Origin of the sequence: Brevundimonas sp., assembly GCF_018608325.1 — a bacterium.
Taxonomy (GTDB): Bacteria; Pseudomonadota; Alphaproteobacteria; order Caulobacterales; family Caulobacteraceae; genus Brevundimonas.
In genome coordinates this window covers 1-16855 of record NZ_JABAZW010000170.1, presented here as the reverse complement: position 1 = coordinate 16855, position 16855 = coordinate 1, and the positions used below count along the sequence as shown (strand labels likewise).

Here is a 16855-nt window from a genome sequence, read left to right as displayed (position 1 = left end):
CGCCGATGAGGCGTGTCGCGACGGGACGTGCGCGTCCAACCTGAACGATCTCCGCAAGGTGCTCGCGGATTCCGAGGACGTGGCGGACTACGTGGTGCGCGTGCGTCGCGAGCTCCACCTGCAGCCGGAGCTGATGTGGACGGAGACGAAGACGTCGGCGGTGGTGAAGCGCGAGCTGAGGGCGATGGGGGTGTCGTTCGAGGAGGTATCGGCTCCCGGAGTGGTCGCGACGATCGGGTCGGGCTCCTCCCCGGTGGTTGCACTTCGCGCGGACATGGACGCCCTGCCGGTGCAGGAGGCGACGGGCCTGCCCTTCGCCTCGACCGCGACCGGAACCTATATGGGCGCGACCGTGCCGGTGGCCCACGCCTGCGGCCATGACATGCACATCGCCATGTTGATGGGCGCCGCCGAAGTGCTGGCGGGCATGAAGGACCAGATCAGCGGAACCATCGTCTTCGTCTTCCAACCCGCCGAGGAAGGCGCCCCTCCCGGCGAACTCAAGGGCGGCGCCGCCCTGATGATCGAGGAAGGCGCGCTGGCCAATCCCAAGCCTGACGCCATCTTCGGCCTGCACGTCGTGCCGGGCCGTCCGGGCACCGTCTTCTATCGGCCAGAAGGTTTCATGGCGGCGTCGGACCGTGTGGACATCAGCCTGAAGGGCAAGCAGACGCACGGCGCCTGGCCCTGGCGCGGCGTTGATGTCATCGCCGTCGCCGCCCAGGTGGTCGACACCGTCAACACCCTGACCGCCCGCACGATTGATCCGACCACGACGCCGACCGTCTTCACCATCGCCACAGTCAATGCGGGCGTGCGCTACAACATCATCCCCGACAGCGCGACCCTGTCCGGCACCCTGCGGACCTTTGACGTAGCCCAGCGCGACGCCCTGGTGGCCCGCGCCAACTCGGCCATCGGTCATGTGGCCGAAGCTTATGGCGCGACGGCGGAGTTCAGCGTCAAACAGAACGCGGCCCTGGTCTTCAACGACGTGGGCCTGTCGGCCTGGCTGGCCCCGGTCCTGACCGAGGCGGCAGGACAGGGCAATGTGAACCCGGCGACGCCCCCGACCACGGTGGCCGAGGACTTCAGCTATTTCCAGCAGGTCATCCCCGGCGTCTTCTACCATCTGGGCGCCAGCCCCGACGGCGTCGATCCGTCCCAGTCCGCCCCCAACCACTCGCCCGAGTTCTCACCCAATGAGAAGGTGCTGCCGCTGGGCGTGAAGACCCACGTCCTGACGGCGCTGCGTTTCCTCGAACGCCCGTGATCTAGTGAACGCCGCCGGATTGGGACAGGCCCAGTTCGGCGGCGATGCGCTCCAGCTTGTCCGGGTTGCGGGTGATGAAGATTTCGACGACCCGTCCGTCCACTATGTTCAGGGCGGTGGTCTGCAGCACCTTTCCGCGCTCCAGACTGACATAGCCCGGCAGGCCGTCGATCCACATGGGGCGCAGGAAGACGAAGGAATCCGTCCCATATTTGCGGTTCAGTCCCGCATAGAGGCGCAGGATGCGGGCCAGCCAGCGATGGGGTTGCGGAACGCGATCACCTTGCCGCCCCCGTTCGCCCGCAGGATGGCGGTCTCTGACAACAGATGCGTCAGGGCGCCGACGTCGCCGCTGCGGCTGGCCTCAAAGAAGGCGCGGGCGATGCGGTCGCCTTCTTCGCGTTCGACCACATAGCGGGGGCGGGCGTGCTGCACATGGCGGCGGGCGCGGGCGGCCAGTTGGCGCACGGCGGGCGGATCCCGCTCCAGCGTCACGGCCACCTCGTCAAAGCCGACGCCGAACACATCGTGAAGCAGGAAGGCCGCGCGCTCTAGCGGCGACAACCGCTCCAGCGCCATCATCAACGTCAGGGTAAGGTCGTCATGAACCGCCTCCGCCTCGACCTCCGCCAACGGTTCAGGCAGCGGTTCGGGCAGCCAGGAGCCGAAATAGATCTCGCGTTGCGCCCGCACCGACTTCAGCACATCCAGCGCCAGACGGCTGGTGGTCCGCGTCAGCCAGGCGCCGGGTTCGCGCACCTGATCCGCATCGACCGTGCGCCAGCGCAGCCAGGCGTTCTGGACCACGTCCTCGGCCTCCGCGACAGAGCCCAGCATCCGATAGGCCAGACGCACCAGCCGGGGCCGGTGCGTCTCGAACAGTTCGGTCGCCGGGTCAGGCGGCGACACGCGCTTCATCCGCCGGGTGGGCCAGACGCAGGCCGACCGCCAGCCGGTTCCAGCTGTTGATCAGGCCGATGGCCAGGGTCAGATTGACCTGTTCCTCGTCGCTGAACTGGGCCTTGACCAGATCATAGTCCGCGTCCGGCGCCTGGGTCTGTTCGATCCGGGTCAGGGCGTCGGTCCAGGTCAGGGCGGCGCGCTCACGATCGGAATAGAGGCTGGACTCCCGCCAGGCGCTCAGCATGTAGAGGCGCATCTCCGTCTCGCCCGCCTTGCGCGCATCGGTCGTGTGCATGTGGATGCAGTAGGCGCATCCGTTGATCTGGGAGGCGCGCACCTTCACCAGTTCCAGCAGGCTGTGCTCCAGCCCGCAGGTCTTGATGGCTTTTTCTACGCCCTGCATGGCTTGATAGGCTTGGGGCGCGATCTTGTAGGGGCTGCTGAGGCGTTCGGTCATGGTCGTGTCTCCGGGCGCGGGCTTGCGCGATGCAGACATGACGAGACAGGGCAGGCCGTTGTGACACGGCCCGCAGATTTATTTCGCCAGCCGCTCGAACAGGGTCTCGATCACGCGACGATAGATGCGCGTCAGGGCCTCCAGTTCCGCCGTCGGCACCCGTTCGTCGATCTGGTGCATGGTCTGACCGACCAGACCCAGTTCCAGCACCGGGCAGAGGGCGCGGATGAAACGGGCGTCCGATGTGCCGCCGGTGGTGGAGGCCTCGGGGCGGTGGCCCAGTTCGGCCTCGACCGCATCCTGAACCGCGCTGACGAAGTCGCCCGGCTCGGTCAGGAAGGCCTCGCCCGAGCACAGGTGCTCCAGCGTGATCTGCAGCCCCGTCTCGGCCTGAACGGCGCCCGCCTCGCGGTTCAGCCATTCGATCAGGCTGTCGCCGGTATGGCTGGGGTTGAAGCGGATGTTCAGTCGCGCCTTGGCCTCGGCCGGGATGATGTTGGTCGCCGGATTGCCGATGTCGATGGTGGTGATTTCGAGGTTCGACGGAGGGAACGACGGATAGCCGTCATCCAGAATGTGGCCGTCTAAACGCGCCATCAGCTTGGCCACGACCGGCGCCGGATTGGCGGCGCGCTCGGGATAGGCGACGTGACCCTGCTTGCCCTTGACCGTGATCCAGGTGTTCAGCGAGCCGCGCCGACCGACCTTGATCATGTCGCCCAGCTGCTGGGACGAGGACGGTTCGCCAACCACGCAGGCGTCGATGACTTCACCCTCTGCGGCCAGGGCCTCGACCACCCGCTTGGTCCCATGCAGGGCCGGGCCTTCCTCGTCGCCGGTGATCAGGAAGGAAAGCGAGCCTTTCGGCTCACCCTGCGCCAACACCTGCGACACGGCGGCGACCCAGGCGGCAATCCCGCCCTTCATGTCCACAGCTCCGCGCCCGTAAAGGACGCCGTCCTTGATCTCGGCGCTGAAGGGCTGCGACGTCCACTGATCCGACGGGCCGGTCGGCACTACGTCCGTATGACCGGCGAAACACAGGTTGGGCGAGGCCGTCCCGCGCCGCGCATACAGGTTCTCGATCCGCGCATCGACGCCGGTCCCGCTGGGCCCTTCGAAGGCCAGACGGCGGCAGGTGAAGCCCAGCGCCGTCAGATGGCGTTCCAGCACATCCATCGCCCCTTCGTCGGCGGGCGTGACGGAGGGAATGCGGATCAGGTCGCGGGTCAGTTCGACAGGATCGATTACGGGAGTTGATGCACGGCTCATGGCGCTATGCTTTAGGGAAATCCCGCGAAGGCGAGAAGGCCCATGCCCAAGATCGACATCGATAAGGCCCCGCGCGGCGACGGTACGACCTACCCGGACGAATTCGCCGGCCCCTGTCTGCCGCGACAGCGCTGGAAACTCGGAGATGCGGCGGGCTTGAGCCAGTTCGGCGTCAATCTGCTGCGTCTGCCGCACGGCGCCTGGTCAGGGCAACGCCACTGGCACGCCGCCGAGGACGAGTTCGTCATGGTGGTCGAGGGCGAGGTGGTGCTGGTCGAGGATGACGGCGAAACCATCCTGCGGGCTGGCGACTGCGCCGGGTTCAAGGCGGGTGTTCCAAACGGCCACAAGCTCGAGAACCGATCCGGTCATGAGGCTGTATTGCTGGAAGTCGGCACGCGCAGCCCGACGGTCACCGCCTGTGACTACCCCGATATCGACATGATCCTGCCCGACGGGGCGGATCGCTATTTCCATCGCGACGGCCAACCCTATCCCAAGTACCCCAGACGAACGTGACCACAGAAACCATAGACACCGGCCCCGCCGCCCCGCCCGTTCCGCCGAGTCCCCCCGACGGTCCGTCCAGTCCCTGGGGCATTCGCGATTTCCGCCTGCTGTGGTTCGGGCGGGTGGTTGCCGTTCTGGCGATCCAGATCCAGTCCTCGGCCCTGTTGTGGCAGGTCTATGAGATTGCCCGGCGCGATCATCCGGTCGCAGAGGCCAGCCTCTATCTGGGTCTGGTCGGCCTGTGTCAGTTCCTGCCGCTGCTGGCATTCACCCTGCCCGCCGGGGCCATGGCCGACCGGCGCGACCGCAAGACGACGGTGTGGATTTCCATTCTGGTCGAGGCGGCCTGCGCGGGCTCGTTCCTGCTGATGGCGTTGAACGGCTCCCCGCCGTTATGGGGGCTGCTGGCGGTGGCCGCTGTCTTCGGCGCCGCGCGCGCGTTTCTGGCCCCGGCCAGTCAGGCCTTCCTGCCGATGGTGGTGGGACGCAAGGCCCTGCCGCCCGCCATCGCCGCCCAGTCCATCGCCTTCCAGACCGGCGCCATCGCAGGCCCGGCCCTTGGCGGCGTGATCGTCGGCGTGAATGTGCCGCTGGCCTATGCGGTGTCGCTGGGGATGTTCCTCTTGGCGGTCGCCGCCTTCATCCTGATCCGCACCAGCGGCAAGCCCGCACCGCAGGCCAATCCCCTGTCTCCGGTCGAGTCCGTCAAGGAGGGTCTGGCCTATGTCTGGAAGACCAAGATCGTTCTGGGCGCAATTTCGCTGGATCTGGTCGTGGTGCTGCTGGCGGGCGTGGCCCTGCTGACGCCGATCTTCGCGCGCGACATCCTGCATGTCGGGCCGCAAGGTTTCGGCCTGCTGCGGGCGTCGTTCGGCGTCGGGGCGATGGCCGTGGCCATCTATCTGAGCCGCTTCCCCATCGTGCGCCACGGCGGGCGCTGGATGTTCGTCGCGGTGGCCGTGTTTGGCCTGTGCACCCTGACCTTCGGCCTGTCCAAGATCGTCTGGGTCAGCGCCCTGGCCCTGCTGATCGGCGGCGGTGCGGACATGATCAGCGTCAATATCCGTCAGACCCTGATCCAGCTGGCCACGCCCGATCACATGCGCGGGCGGGTGTCGTCGGTATCCATGCTGTTCATCGGCGCATCCAACGAACTGGGCGAGGCCTATTCCGGCCTGATGGTGCGGATGCTGGGCGCCGTGGGTGCAGCCGTGTTTGGTGGCGTCGGGGCCCTAGCCGCAACCGGGGCCTGGGCCGCGATGTTCCCCGGCCTGAGGAAGGCCGACAAGCTGACGTGAGTGGCGAGTATTGAATGGCGAGTGACGAAATAGAACAACTCGCCACTCGCTACTGACCACTCGCCACCCGTCTAAATCACCAGACCTTGAAGTGTTTCGACAGTTTCAGGCCCTGGCTCTGATAGTGGCTGCCGCTTTCGCCATAGAGGCGGCTGGGGCGTTCGGTCAGGGGTTCATAGACCAGACGCGCGACGATCTGGCCGTGTTCCAAGAGGAAGGGCGTGTCGTGGGTGCGGACTTCCAGCACCCCCTTTGAGCCTGCGCCATGCGCCTCGTCCGTGCCGAAGCCGGGGTCGAAGAAGCCGGCGTAGTGGACGCGGAACTCGCCGACCGACGGGTCGATCGGGGTCATTTCGGCGGCCTGATCGACGGGGATCTCCACATCGTCCGACGAGGCCAGGATATAGAACTCGCCCGGATCGAGCAGCAGCTCGCCGCGGCGCAGGCTTAGCGGCTCCCAGAAGTCGCGCGGATCATGACCGGCGATGTGGTCCAGATCGACCACGCCTGCATGGCGACGCCCACGGAAGCCGACGATGTCGCCGCCCTGCAGATCGACGCCGACCGAACGGGTCTCCAGTTTGGGCGGATCGCCCGCCTTCAGCCGCAGCTGGTTCAGACGCGTGCCGGGGCGCACCAGGATCGAGAAGGTCTGGGGCGCGACCTCCATATAGAGGGGCCCGTCATAGCCCTCGTCCACGTCGTCGAAGCTGGCGCCGCGATCGGTCAGCAGGCGCACGAAGACATCGACACGCCCGGTCGAGCTTTTCGGATTGGCGCGGGCGATCAGGCCCTGGGGCAGTTTCAACCGCTCCTGTAGGCGCACGATATAGACGCAGCCCTTTTCCAGCACCACGCCTGCATCGGTGATCTCGATGGCGTGCATAGCCACATCGGCGATCCGTTCCTCGACCTTGCGCTTACCGGGCAGGAAGGAGGCGCGCACGCGCCAGGCCTGATCGGACAAGCGCAAGTCCAGACTGGCGGGTTGGACCTGATCGATATCGAAGGGGGTGTCGGAGGTAATCGCGCCTGTGGCGATCAATGTCTCGATTGACTGGGCGGGCAGGATGCCGGGACGGGGCGCTTGGAAAGTGCTCATGCCATCTGTCTCACACGGATTTCACGACTTGTCTTCAAGTCGCGCTTGCAGCCCGCGCTCGGCGGGGCGAGCATATAGCCCATGCACGATGGTCCTGCCTATAGCGCCGAAACGAACGGCATCCTGATCCGGGTTCGTCCCTCCTATCTGGCGGGCCAATCGGATCCCGAAGCCGGGCGCTGGGTCTGGGCCTATCAGATCGAGATCGTGAACCTGTCGGGATCGACGGTGCAACTGATGGCGCGCCGATGGACCATCACCGACGGTCGCGGCCATGTCGAAGAGGTGCGCGGTCCCGGCGTGATCGGCGAACAGCCGGTGATCGAGGCGGGGGGTAGCTATTCCTACGCTTCGGGCTGTCCCTTAAGCACCGACAGCGGCTCGATGGTCGGCGCCTATTCTATGACGGACGCGGACGGGCGCAGTTTCGAGGCGGAAATCCCAGCCTTCTCGCTGGACACGCCCGATGCGCAGCGGGTGTTGAACTAGTTAAGGAGGATGGGGCTGCGTCAACCCGGATGAACCGCAGCCCCGCCCCTGAAGTCTCGTCGGCTTGCTTGCGCGAGCCGACGAGGGGGATCTGCGCAAAGCGCCACGCTCAAGCAGCGAGCCGCCGCGCGGCGAGCGATAGCGCCCTTTAGATGTAGCGACGCAGGCTGCGGGCCAGGTCCGAACCGCTTTCCTTGCCGCGCTTGATCTGCGGCTGGTAGGCGACGCGGGCGTGTTCGAGGCAGTAGACGCCTTCCGAGGCGCGGCGGCCGCAGAAGCTGAACTCACGCGTGGACGGGTCGCCGATCGGCCATTTGCACATGTGTGCGCCCAGGGTCATCACCGTGGCGGTGCCGGGCAGGTCGGGGATCGGCGCGGGCGTCGGGGCGACCGGCTGGATCGGCTTGGGCTGCACGGCTTCCAGACGACGCGGCGCCGCCGGTTGAGCAGGCGCGGCCGCCACGGTCGGCGCGGGGCGCGGGCGGGTGGTGCGGAAGGTGGTCGCAGCGGTGCGCGCCGGTTGCGACGGCGCCGCGCGGCCCGACAGGCCCAGACGGTGCACCTTGCCGATCACGGCGTTGCGGGTGACCCCGCCGCCCAGTTGCTTGGCGATTTGGCTCGCAGACTGGCCTTCGAGCCAGAGCTTCTTCAGCGCGCCTACGCGGTCGTCGGTCCAGCCTGCGGTCATGGCGTCCTCCAGCGAGTAATTGATTCAATATCTAGGGTCTGGCTCCTCTCGGAGGGGCTTGACCTACAACTAATCGTAAACCAGCCGTTAAGAGACGCAAGATGTGCGAATCATCCTGTCCACAGAAACCAGATATTGAATCATCGTTAAGGTTAAGATGAATTCGAGTGGCGAGTGGCGAGTGGCGAGTGGCGGGGCAGGGCGCCGCGTTCGCCCCTTCTTCCTTGTCTCGCGCCACTAACCCGCGGCCACTCCCTTGCGAACCGGGGGCGTAAAGCGCATCTGGCGGCCCATGACCGAGACGACGCCTGATCTGATCTCCACCCGTCCCGCCGGATTGCCGCAGCCGCGCCGCTATCCGGGGATCAACTGGATCGGGGTGCAGACCCTGTACCTGCGCGAGGTGCGCCGCTTCTGGAAGGTGGGCGCCCAGACGGTGGCGGCTCCGGTCGTGACGACGCTGCTCTATATGCTGGTGTTTGTGGTGGCGCTTCAGAACGCGCGGCCGCCGCTGCACGGCACGCCCTTCGCCCTGTTTGTCGCGCCCGGCCTGATCATGATGGCCATGCTGAACAACGCCTTCGCCAACGCCTCGTCCAGCCTGATCCAGGCCAAGATCATGGGCACGGCGACGGACTTCCTGACCCCGCCGCTCAGCCCGCTGGAGCTGACGCTGGGCTTTACGCTGGGCGCCGCCACGCGCGGTCTGGCGGTCGGTCTGGTCACGGCCCTGTGTGTCCTGCCGTTCGCGCCTCTGGGCATTGCAAACATCTTCGCCGTCATCTGGTTCGCTCTGGCCGCCAGCTTCATCATGGGCATGACCGGCGTTCTGGCGGGTCTGTGGAGCGAGAAGTTCGATCACCTCGCGGCGGTTCAGAACTTCATCGTCATGCCGATGACCTTCCTGTCCGGCACCTTCTATCTGGTCGATAATCTGCCCGAGCCGTTCCGCTCGATCAGCCACTACAACCCCTTCTTCTATCTGATCGACGGCTTCCGCTACGGCTTCATCGGCCATGCCGAGAGCAATCTGGCGGTCGGGGTGATCGGATCGGCGGCGTTGATGGCGGCGATGGGCACGGTCTGCTGGCTGGTGTTCCGTTCAGGCTGGCGTCTGAAGAGCTAGATCGCTACCACTGGCGGATCGCCTTTCCGGAAAGATCCGCCATGCTGTTCCGTTCGCTTGTCGCCGCCACGGTGCTGTTCGCCGCTGCGCCTGCATGGGCTCAGGAGGGCGTCAGCGACCGCGCCGACATCGTCGCCGGCGCGCGGCAGTTCATCAAGCCGACCAACGCCGAGCGCACCCAGGTTCTGGTCGGGTTTCTGACCACACTGGGCTTCACGCCCGAGGTTCAGGTCTTCCAGGGCGGCAATCGTGCGACCGGCCCGATGGAGGGCGCCAACGTCATTGTTACGGCAGGCGAAGGCGACCAGGACATCGTCCTGACCGCCCACTATGATGCGGTGAAGCTGAAGGACGGCAGCCTGTCTCAGGGCATCGTCGACAATGTCGGTTCGGTCATGGCCATGATGGAGGCCGCCAAGATTCTGGACATGGGTCTGGAAGGCCAGCCGGTCGGCCACCGCTTCGTCTTCGTCTTCACCGACCAGGAAGAACTGGGCCTGCTCGGCGCCAAGGCCTTCCTGGAGCATCACGACAAGGACCGCATCGTCGCCGTGGTCAACGCCGACGTCGCCGCCTATGGCGAGACGATCATGTACGGCGAGAACAACGGCGATCAGTCGGATTTCGTGCTGGAGACGCTGCGCAACCTGTGCGCCGAGCGCGGCTTCGACTGTGAAGGTTTCCCGATCTATCCGCCCAGCGACGACCGGGTCTTCTCGGAGGCGGGCTTGCCGGTGGTGTCGCTGGGAACTCAGGATGCGGTCGGCGCGCGCCAGATGTGGCTGGCCTTCAACGGCGGTCAGGACAATGGCTTGCGTGAAGGCTTCGTCCCCACGGTGTTCCAGCGCATCCATACCCCTGAGGACAAGCTGTCCTGGCTGAAGGGCGCCGGCGTGGCCCGTTTCGGCCTGTTCATCGCCGATCTGGCGCTGAACCTGGACAAGAAGCTGGTCTCGATGCGTCCGCCTGCGCCCTTGGTGGAGCCGGAGGAGGCTGAGCCTGAAGAGACGGACGAGCCCGCTGTCGCGCCGGAAGCCGAAGCGGATGCGCCTGCGTCCGAGTAACGCCTGGCTTGGGCGTCTCGTGCCCGGTCCGGGTGACCTTCTTGTCGCTGGTGTTGACTAAGCCTGTCACTAATCCGACAACGCCTGTCCCTATGAAATCGGCTCCGTCGTTTACGGCGGGGCCGTCTCGCTTTTGGAGGTCTTAGTCCCGTGTCAACGAACCATCTGATGGGTGTCTACAATCGCGCGCCGCTGGAAGTGGAACGCGGCCGAGGCGCACGCCTGTGGTCGACAGACGGGACCGAGTATCTCGATTGCGTCGCCGGCATCTCGACCAACGGCCTGGGTCACGCCCACCCCGAACTGGTCCAGGCGGTCAAGGATCAGGCCGAGAAGCTGTGGCACGTGTCCAACATCTTCCGCATTCCCGGTCAGGAGGCTCTGGCCGACGCCCTGTGCGAGTCGAGCTTCGCCGACGTGGTCTTCTTCACCAACTCGGGCACCGAGGCGGTGGAGTGCGCGCTGAAGACGGCGCGCAAATATCACTCGGCCAATGGTCAGCCAGAGCGGATCGACATCTACGGTTTTGACGGTTCGTTCCACGGTCGGACCTATGGCGCGATCAACGCCGCCGCCAACCCCAGCTACACCGAGGGCTTTGGTCCGCCGATGCAGGGCTTTCACCAGCTGAAGTGGGGCGACAAGGACGCGCTGAAGGCCGCCTTTGAAAACCCGACCACGGCTGCGGTCATCCTTGAGCCTGTCCAGGGCGAGGGCGGCTGCCGCGAGACGCCGGTCGAGGACCTGCGCTGGATGCGCGAGATGGCCGACGCCAACGGCGTGTTGATCATCTTTGACGAGGTTCAGTGCGGCATGGGGCGGACTGGCAAGCTGTGGGCCTATGAATGGGCGAACATGGCGCCGGACATCATGGCGGTGGCCAAGGCTCTGGGCGGCGGCTTCCCCATCGGCGCCTGCCTGGCGACGAGCAAGGCGGCGTCGGGCATGACGGCGGGCGTCCACGGCTCGACCTTCGGCGGCAACCCGCTGGCCATGGCGGTCGGCCAGAAGGCTCTGTCGCTGATCAACTCGGCTGAGACCCTGACCAATGTCGCCGAGATCGCGGGCTATCTGAAACAGCAGTTGGCGGGCCTTCAGGAACGCTTCCCCGACGTGATCGTCGACGTGCGCGGCAAGGGGCTTCTGATCGGGGTCAAGCTGGTCCCGAACAATCGCGAGTTCATGGCCCTGGCGCGTGACAGCCAGCAGCTTCTGGTCGCGGGCGGCGGCGACAACTGCATCCGCCTTCTGCCGCCGCTGAACCTGACGCTGGACGAAGCGCGCGAGGCCATCACCCGCCTCGAAGGCGCCTGCCTGGCCGCTCGCGAAAAGCTGGTGGCCTGATTTCAAGGACAAAGGGACCGGCGTCAGACCGGTCCCGATCTTTCCTCAGCCTTCCACCGCTGTCGGCGGTGGCCCCTCCCTCTCCCGTCGGGAGAGGGTCTGGAGATCGAGATGGTTCGGCACTTCCTGGACATTCACCGGCTCGAAGCCGCTGAGCTTCGCGCCATTCTGGACGACGCCCATGCTCGCAAGGCCGCGCGAAAAGGCTGGCCGCAGGGCCGCCCCGACGCCGATGCGCCGGGCAAGGAACGCGTCCTGGCCATGGTGTTCGAGAAGAACTCGACCCGCACCCGCTTCAGCTTCGACGCCGCCATCCGTCAGTTGGGCGGCGCCTCGATCATCGCCACGGCGTCCGACATGCAACTGGGTCGAGGAGAGCCGGTCGAGGACACCGCGCGCGTCCTGTCGCGCATGGTCGATGCGGTGATGATCCGCGCCAACAACCACGAAGACGTCGAGCGTTTCGCCCGCGTCTCGACCGTGCCGGTGGTCAATGGCCTGACGGACCGTTCGCACCCCTGCCAGATTCTGGCGGACCTGCAGACGATCGAGGAGCATCTCGGCCCGGTCGCAGGCAAGACCATCGCCTGGGTCGGCGACGGCAACAATGTCTGCCACAGCTTCATGCATGCGGCGCCCAAGTTCGGCTTCCATCTGAACGTCGCCTGCCCGGCGGAATACCACCCCGATCTGCGCGATCTGGAAAAGGGCGGCGCCTCCGTCACCCTGACCAGCGACCCGCGTGAGGCTGTGCGCGGCGCCGATGTCGTCGTCACCGACACCTGGGTGTCGATGGGCGATCAGGATTATGAAGCCCGTCTGGCCGCGTTCGAGGCTTACAGCGTCGACGAAGCTCTGATGGCCCTGGCCAATCCCGAGGCGGTCTTCCTGCATTGTCTGCCCGCCCACCGCGGCGAAGAAGTCACCGACGCGGTCATCGACGGGCCGAAGTCGCTGGTCTGGGACGAGGCCGAAAACCGCATCCACGCCCAGAAGGCCGTGCTGGCCTGGTGTTTCGGGGGGTGACGGCGGACGACTGGAAGGCGATGTCGATTGCATCGCGTTGCTGGTTCGTTTTGATAATGGCCCTGGCCGTCATGGTCGGGGCGAACGCCTTGTTTTCAGTGGCGGCGCCGACGCTCGATCCAGGTAAGTTCTCCTACGAGACATCAAGCTTGGAAGGGCATGTAAGCATCTCGTCCTACAAGGGGCTGCCGGTGATCGTGATCACCGATGCCGGGGGACGCAATCATGCGTCGCGGTGTAATCCTTATGCGCGAGAACAAAGCTGCATCGCCTTGGCGCTTTCAAGGGGGTTGCAGCCGGGGCAGCTGGTGGAGGTGGGGCTTATCAAGGCGAGGCTTTGGCCGTTCGCGGACGACGTGATTGTTCGATTGGCGACAAAGGATCACGTCCTGCTGGGTTGTGTTGAGAGGCTGCAAGCCTTGGGAATTAACCGTCAGCGTATATCCGGGGCAGAGCGCATCTCTGGATGCTGACGACTAAAGGCCGAGGATTGCTCGCCGGCCTTCCAGATCGGCGCAGTTTGTATTTACAGTTCGACATCCGCTACGCCGCCGGCGTCTGGCGTCGTCTTGGTCAGGTTGGCCTTCAGCACTTCATAGCCGAAGCCCAGCAGGCCCTTGTTCGACACCCAGACCTGGCCGTGTTCGGCGTCGAAGCGCACCAGGGTCAGGTGGGGGTCGCCCTTGCCTTCTGGATACCAGGCGGCGACGACGGGGTTCCAGTATTTGTCGATGCGGGCGCGGTCCGCATCAATGGACAGGACGCCGTGGAAACAGGCCTGAACCTTCTGGTCCTTGGCCTGATAGCAGAACATGCCCATCACTCCGCCGCCCTGGCCGCCCGCGGCTACGTCCTGCGCGAAATCCGTGTCCGAACGGGTGAAGAACCAGATGGCGCCGACCTCCGGCTCGCCAAATCCGGTCATCGGCTGGTGGTGATAGCCAGGCTTGTCCAGTCCCAGCATTCCGGTGTTGGATTCTTTCAGGCTTTTCCAGAATTCCGTCTCCGCCTCGGCGGGGGTCAGCGTCTCGGCCATGATCGTCTCCTGCTTTTGGGGTGCAGGACCAACTGTTCGCGGCGCTAGGGGTTCCTCAGACCCAAGGCGCGCGGGCTGCGCCGAACAGGGTCGCCAGATGGATCAGCAGCAGCATGGCCACCGCCGCCGCCCCGATCATCAGAAAACGCCACGGGATCATGCGCGGTCCCTTGAAGGGATCGGGCGCACGGGCGCCGCGCCAGCCGCAGAAAACCATGACGGCGACGGCGGCGCTCAGAAGAATGAGGGTGGTTGTCAGGGTCATCGTGCGCAGGTGGCGAAAGGTCGTCGTCTTGGCAAGTCAAACCCTTGCTGAATGGTTAAGCTTCATAATGCGTTAACCATACTGGAGCCAGAAGCATCAGGCGCCTGTCGTGCTGTCCACAGGATTGAGCGACCGTTGCTAGATATTGCGGTTAACCATGAGTTTACACCCCTGATATGGAGAGTATAGCCTCCGAACATGGGCCGGGAGTCGAATCAGTGAGCGCAGCAGCGCCTTGGAGCGTTAAGGGCATCGACCCCAAGGCGCGGGAGGTCGCAAAAGACCTTGCGCGGCGTTCCGGGATGACCCTGGGCGAGTGGCTGAACTCCATGATCATGGAAGATGAAGACGACGGCGTGGTGCCGTTGGCGCGTCGTCCGCACATGGCCGAAACCTATGAACGCCGGGGACGCTCACGTCGCCTCGACGACGCCTATGACACAGGCAATGAAGACAGCCTGCACCGCATCAGCGCCTCCATCGACGTCATCGCCGCCCGTCTGGAGGCGGCCGAGCGCCGTTCCACGCTGGCCATCCAGGGCGTCGATCAGGCTGTATCGGGTCTGGTGCGCCGTCTCGACGGACAGGACGAAGAAGGCAAGACCTACACCCGTCGCCTGGACGACATGGCCGAGGAACTGCGCGAGGGGCATCGCCGCCTGCGCGCGTTCGAACGTGACACCGGACCGGGCACGCAGGAAAATTTCAACAAGGTCGAAGCCGCGCTCGGGTCTCTGACCGGACGCCTCTACGACATCGAAGAACGCCAGCGCGCCAGCGCGGTCGATCTGCGTCAGCGGATGGAGGCGGTCGAGAAGGCCGCTGGTCCCGGCGTCGGCACGGACATGCTGGCCCAGGTCGGCGCGCGTCTGGATCAGGCGCAGAGCCGCACGACCGAAGCCCTGAAGACGCTGGAGCGCTCGTTCGCCGAGCTGGACCAGCGCATGCGCGCCGCCGAAGGGCGGATCGAACCTGAAGGCGCGCGCGACGCCGCCCGCTTTGAGAAACTGGCTGAAAGCCTGTCGCGCCAGATCGACGCCAACCGCTCTGAAATGATGCAGCGGCTGGACGTCGCCGAGACCGGCGCGCGGATCGACCGGATCGAGCGCACGGTTCAAACCTTCGGCGACCAGTTGAAGCTGTCGGAGGAAAAGGGCGCGCATGGCATCGAGGCCATGGGCCGCGAGGTTCTGCGCATCGCCCAGAACCTGAACGCCCGCGTGCAGGGCGTAGAGGTCGGAGAGGCTGCGCGCGCCGACGCCGTGACCCGCGCGGTGACGGCCCGTGTCGAAGAGAATTTCGCCCGCCACGTCGAACGCGTCGACCAGCGCCTGACGGCGGCGGACGACCGCAACGCCCTGGCGCTGGAGAAACTGGGCGGCGAGATCACCCGGATTTCAGATCGTCTCAGCGACCGGATCGCCCAGTCCGAGCGCCGCTCGCAGCAGGCGCTGGAAGACATCGGCCGCCGCCTGGTCGAAAGCTCGGAGAAGATCGAGCAACGCTACGACCGCGCCTCGGGCGAACTGGCCGAGCGCATGCGTCAGAGCGAGGAGCGCACGGCGCGCCTCCTGGCGGAAGCGCGCGACACCATCGAGGCCCGCGCCGCCGTCCCCGCGCCCGAACGGACCATGGACAGCCTGGATTCGCTGTTCGTCGCCGAGACGCCGCGCGTGGTTGCGGAACGCATGGCGCCTGAACCTGTGCGGTCAGTGTCACCCGCCGCCGACTGGCGCGCCGCCGCCTTCCCTGAAGACTCCTTTGAAGCGGACGACTGGTCGGCCGATCCGGTGACGCCGGAGGCTGCGGTTGCGGAACCCTTCCCCGGCGCCGCTTCCGACATTGTCACGCCTCGGTTCGAGGCGTCGCGCGATCTTGAAGACGAGCTCGAACTGCAGGTCCGCGGCCCGGCGTCTGCCCCGGCCTTTGATCCCGAGCGCGTCATCCAGCCGTTCGGCGGTTTCGGCGGCGCCGATGTCGATGATGTGCTGGAGGCGATTTCCAGCCCGGCGGAGGCGCCTCGCGCCTCGCGGCCAACCCGTGACGACTTCGACGGGTTCGATGCCGGCGATGTTGATTTTGACGGCGAAACCGACTTCGTCGATCAGCGCCAGCTTCAGGCCAGCATGAGCGCGGCGGCGGCTGCTGGGCGCGGCGCCAGCACGCGCGGCGCCATCGACGCGGCGCGCGCCGCCATGGCCGCCTCAGCCGACGAACCGGCTGCGCGCCAGGGCTTCGGCCTCAAGCCGCGCGGTGGAAAATCCAAGCTGCAGGAACGTCTGGACAAACAGGCGGCCCGCGAAGGCTCGACCGTCCGCAAGACCCTGCTGGCGTCGGTCACCGCTGTCGCTCTGACGGGCGGCGGCATGTTTGGCTACAGCGCCCTGACCGGAGGCGCAGGCCTGCCTGATTTCGCCATGCCGGACTTCGGCGCCAAGGCTGACAGCGATGCGGTTGCGCCCATCGCCGCCCTGGCCATGACGCCCGGCGACGCGCGTCTGACGGCTGCTGCGAATACGGGCGCCGACGACTACGCCAAGGCCGTTCAGCAACTGAATGCGGGCGACGCGGCAGGCGTTGATATGATGAAGCGTGCGGCCAACCAGAACTATGGTCCGGCCCAGGCGCATCTGGCGGCGCTTTATCAGTCCGGCGAAAACGGTGTCGGCGTCAATCTGGCCGAGAGCCGCCAATGGGCGCGTCGCGCGGCTGAAGGCGGCGACGCCAAGGGCATGCATTTTTACGCCATGCAGCTTTATGACGGCGTCGGCGGGGTGAAGAACCGCCCGGAAGCCCTGATCTGGCTGCAGCGCGCGGCGGAACACGGACTGGTCGACAGCCAGTTCAACGTCGCCCGCCTGTACGAGAACGGCGCTGACGGTATCGCCCGCAACACGACCGAAGCCTTGAAATGGTACACGATCGCGGGACGCGCAGGCGACGCGGGCGCTCAGGAAGCCCTGACGCGTCTGACGCCCACGGCCAGCGCCACGGCCCAGCGC

Annotated in this window: 18 protein-coding genes; 10 read left to right on the top strand and 8 right to left on the bottom strand. The window is 66.0% G+C overall.

All coding sequences use genetic code 11. The features are described from left to right. Window positions 1-58: 58 nt before the first annotated feature. Window positions 59-1273 (top strand): amidohydrolase, encoded by a 1215-nt coding sequence (locus QZ281_RS17135; RefSeq protein WP_292230609.1) that lies wholly within the window; start codon window positions 59-61, stop codon window positions 1271-1273. A 1-nt stretch (window position 1274) separates the two neighbouring features. Here QZ281_RS17135 and QZ281_RS17130 read toward each other — a convergent pair whose 3' ends face one another. From QZ281_RS17130 to dapE, 4 genes are all read right to left on the bottom strand, one after another. Next, window positions 1275-1451, bottom strand: coding sequence for a hypothetical protein (locus QZ281_RS17130; protein ID WP_292230504.1), 177 nt, complete (start codon window positions 1449-1451; stop codon window positions 1275-1277). 41 nt (window positions 1452-1492) lie between these two features. Then, window positions 1493-2182: an RNA polymerase sigma factor SigJ gene (gene sigJ, locus QZ281_RS17125; protein WP_292230502.1), complete on the bottom strand. Its 690-nt coding sequence runs from the start codon at window positions 2180-2182 to the stop codon at window positions 1493-1495. Further along, the gene (locus tag QZ281_RS17120) at window positions 2169-2633 is read right to left on the bottom strand and encodes a carboxymuconolactone decarboxylase family protein (protein WP_292230499.1); all 465 of its coding nucleotides are present in this window, start codon (window positions 2631-2633) and stop codon (window positions 2169-2171) included. Before QZ281_RS17120 ends, sigJ begins: the two co-directional genes overlap by 14 nt. Before the next feature lie 78 nt (window positions 2634-2711). Beyond that, the gene (gene dapE, locus QZ281_RS17115) at window positions 2712-3905 is read right to left on the bottom strand and encodes a succinyl-diaminopimelate desuccinylase (RefSeq protein ID WP_292230496.1); all 1194 of its coding nucleotides are present in this window, start codon (window positions 3903-3905) and stop codon (window positions 2712-2714) included. A gap of 42 nt (window positions 3906-3947) precedes the next feature. Here dapE and QZ281_RS17110 point away from each other — a divergent pair, with 42 nt between their 5' ends. After that, window positions 3948-4424, top strand: coding sequence for a cupin domain-containing protein (locus QZ281_RS17110; protein ID WP_292230494.1), 477 nt, complete (start codon window positions 3948-3950; stop codon window positions 4422-4424). Continuing rightward, window positions 4421-5713, top strand: a complete 1293-nt coding sequence (locus QZ281_RS17105; RefSeq protein WP_292230491.1) for an MFS transporter — start codon at window positions 4421-4423, stop codon at window positions 5711-5713. The genes QZ281_RS17110 and QZ281_RS17105 overlap by 4 nt, the downstream gene beginning before the upstream one ends. Before the next feature lie 76 nt (window positions 5714-5789). Here the strand turns inward: QZ281_RS17105 and QZ281_RS17100 are convergent, their stop codons facing one another. Next, the gene (locus tag QZ281_RS17100) at window positions 5790-6815 is read right to left on the bottom strand and encodes a 2'-deoxycytidine 5'-triphosphate deaminase (RefSeq protein WP_292230489.1); all 1026 of its coding nucleotides are present in this window, start codon (window positions 6813-6815) and stop codon (window positions 5790-5792) included. Window positions 6816-6896: 81 nt separating this feature from the next. Between QZ281_RS17100 and apaG the strand changes: the two genes are divergently transcribed. Continuing rightward, window positions 6897-7304, top strand: coding sequence for a Co2+/Mg2+ efflux protein ApaG (gene apaG / locus QZ281_RS17095; RefSeq protein ID WP_292230485.1), 408 nt, complete (start codon window positions 6897-6899; stop codon window positions 7302-7304). A gap of 148 nt (window positions 7305-7452) precedes the next feature. Here apaG and QZ281_RS17090 read toward each other — a convergent pair whose 3' ends face one another. After that, window positions 7453-7992, bottom strand: coding sequence for a GcrA family cell cycle regulator (locus tag QZ281_RS17090; protein ID WP_292230482.1), 540 nt, complete (start codon window positions 7990-7992; stop codon window positions 7453-7455). 292 nt (window positions 7993-8284) lie between these two features. Between QZ281_RS17090 and QZ281_RS17085 the strand changes: the two genes are divergently transcribed. From QZ281_RS17085 to QZ281_RS17065, 5 genes are all read left to right on the top strand, one after another. Beyond that, on the top strand, window positions 8285-9118 hold the full coding sequence (locus QZ281_RS17085; RefSeq protein WP_292230479.1) for an ABC transporter permease: 834 nt from the start codon (window positions 8285-8287) through the stop codon (window positions 9116-9118). 41 nt (window positions 9119-9159) lie between these two features. Beyond that, window positions 9160-10182 carry a M20/M25/M40 family metallo-hydrolase gene (locus QZ281_RS17080; RefSeq protein WP_292230476.1) on the top strand — a complete coding sequence of 341 codons (1023 nt, stop codon included), beginning with the start codon at window positions 9160-9162 and terminating at the stop codon, window positions 10180-10182. A 150-nt stretch (window positions 10183-10332) separates the two neighbouring features. Beyond that, complete coding sequence (locus tag QZ281_RS17075; protein WP_292230473.1) at window positions 10333-11526, top strand: aspartate aminotransferase family protein; 1194 nt, start codon at window positions 10333-10335, stop codon at window positions 11524-11526. A 105-nt stretch (window positions 11527-11631) separates the two neighbouring features. Then, window positions 11632-12552 (top strand): ornithine carbamoyltransferase, encoded by a 921-nt coding sequence (gene argF / locus QZ281_RS17070; protein WP_292230606.1) that lies wholly within the window; start codon window positions 11632-11634, stop codon window positions 12550-12552. Next, window positions 12549-13025: a hypothetical protein gene (locus tag QZ281_RS17065; protein ID WP_292230471.1), complete on the top strand. Its 477-nt coding sequence runs from the start codon at window positions 12549-12551 to the stop codon at window positions 13023-13025. Before argF ends, QZ281_RS17065 begins: the two co-directional genes overlap by 4 nt. A 53-nt stretch (window positions 13026-13078) precedes the next feature. Here QZ281_RS17065 and QZ281_RS17060 read toward each other — a convergent pair whose 3' ends face one another. Both QZ281_RS17060 and QZ281_RS17055 read right to left on the bottom strand, forming a co-directional pair. Continuing rightward, a complete protein-coding gene (locus tag QZ281_RS17060; protein WP_292230468.1) occupies window positions 13079-13588 on the bottom strand; it encodes a pyridoxamine 5'-phosphate oxidase family protein in 510 nt (169 codons plus the stop codon). A 55-nt stretch (window positions 13589-13643) separates the two neighbouring features. Further along, window positions 13644-13853: a hypothetical protein gene (locus QZ281_RS17055; protein ID WP_292230466.1), complete on the bottom strand. Its 210-nt coding sequence runs from the start codon at window positions 13851-13853 to the stop codon at window positions 13644-13646. A gap of 218 nt (window positions 13854-14071) precedes the next feature. Here QZ281_RS17055 and QZ281_RS17050 point away from each other — a divergent pair. Continuing rightward, window positions 14072-16855: hypothetical protein (locus tag QZ281_RS17050; protein ID WP_292230463.1), on the top strand; the 2784-nt coding region annotated here is incomplete at its 3' end.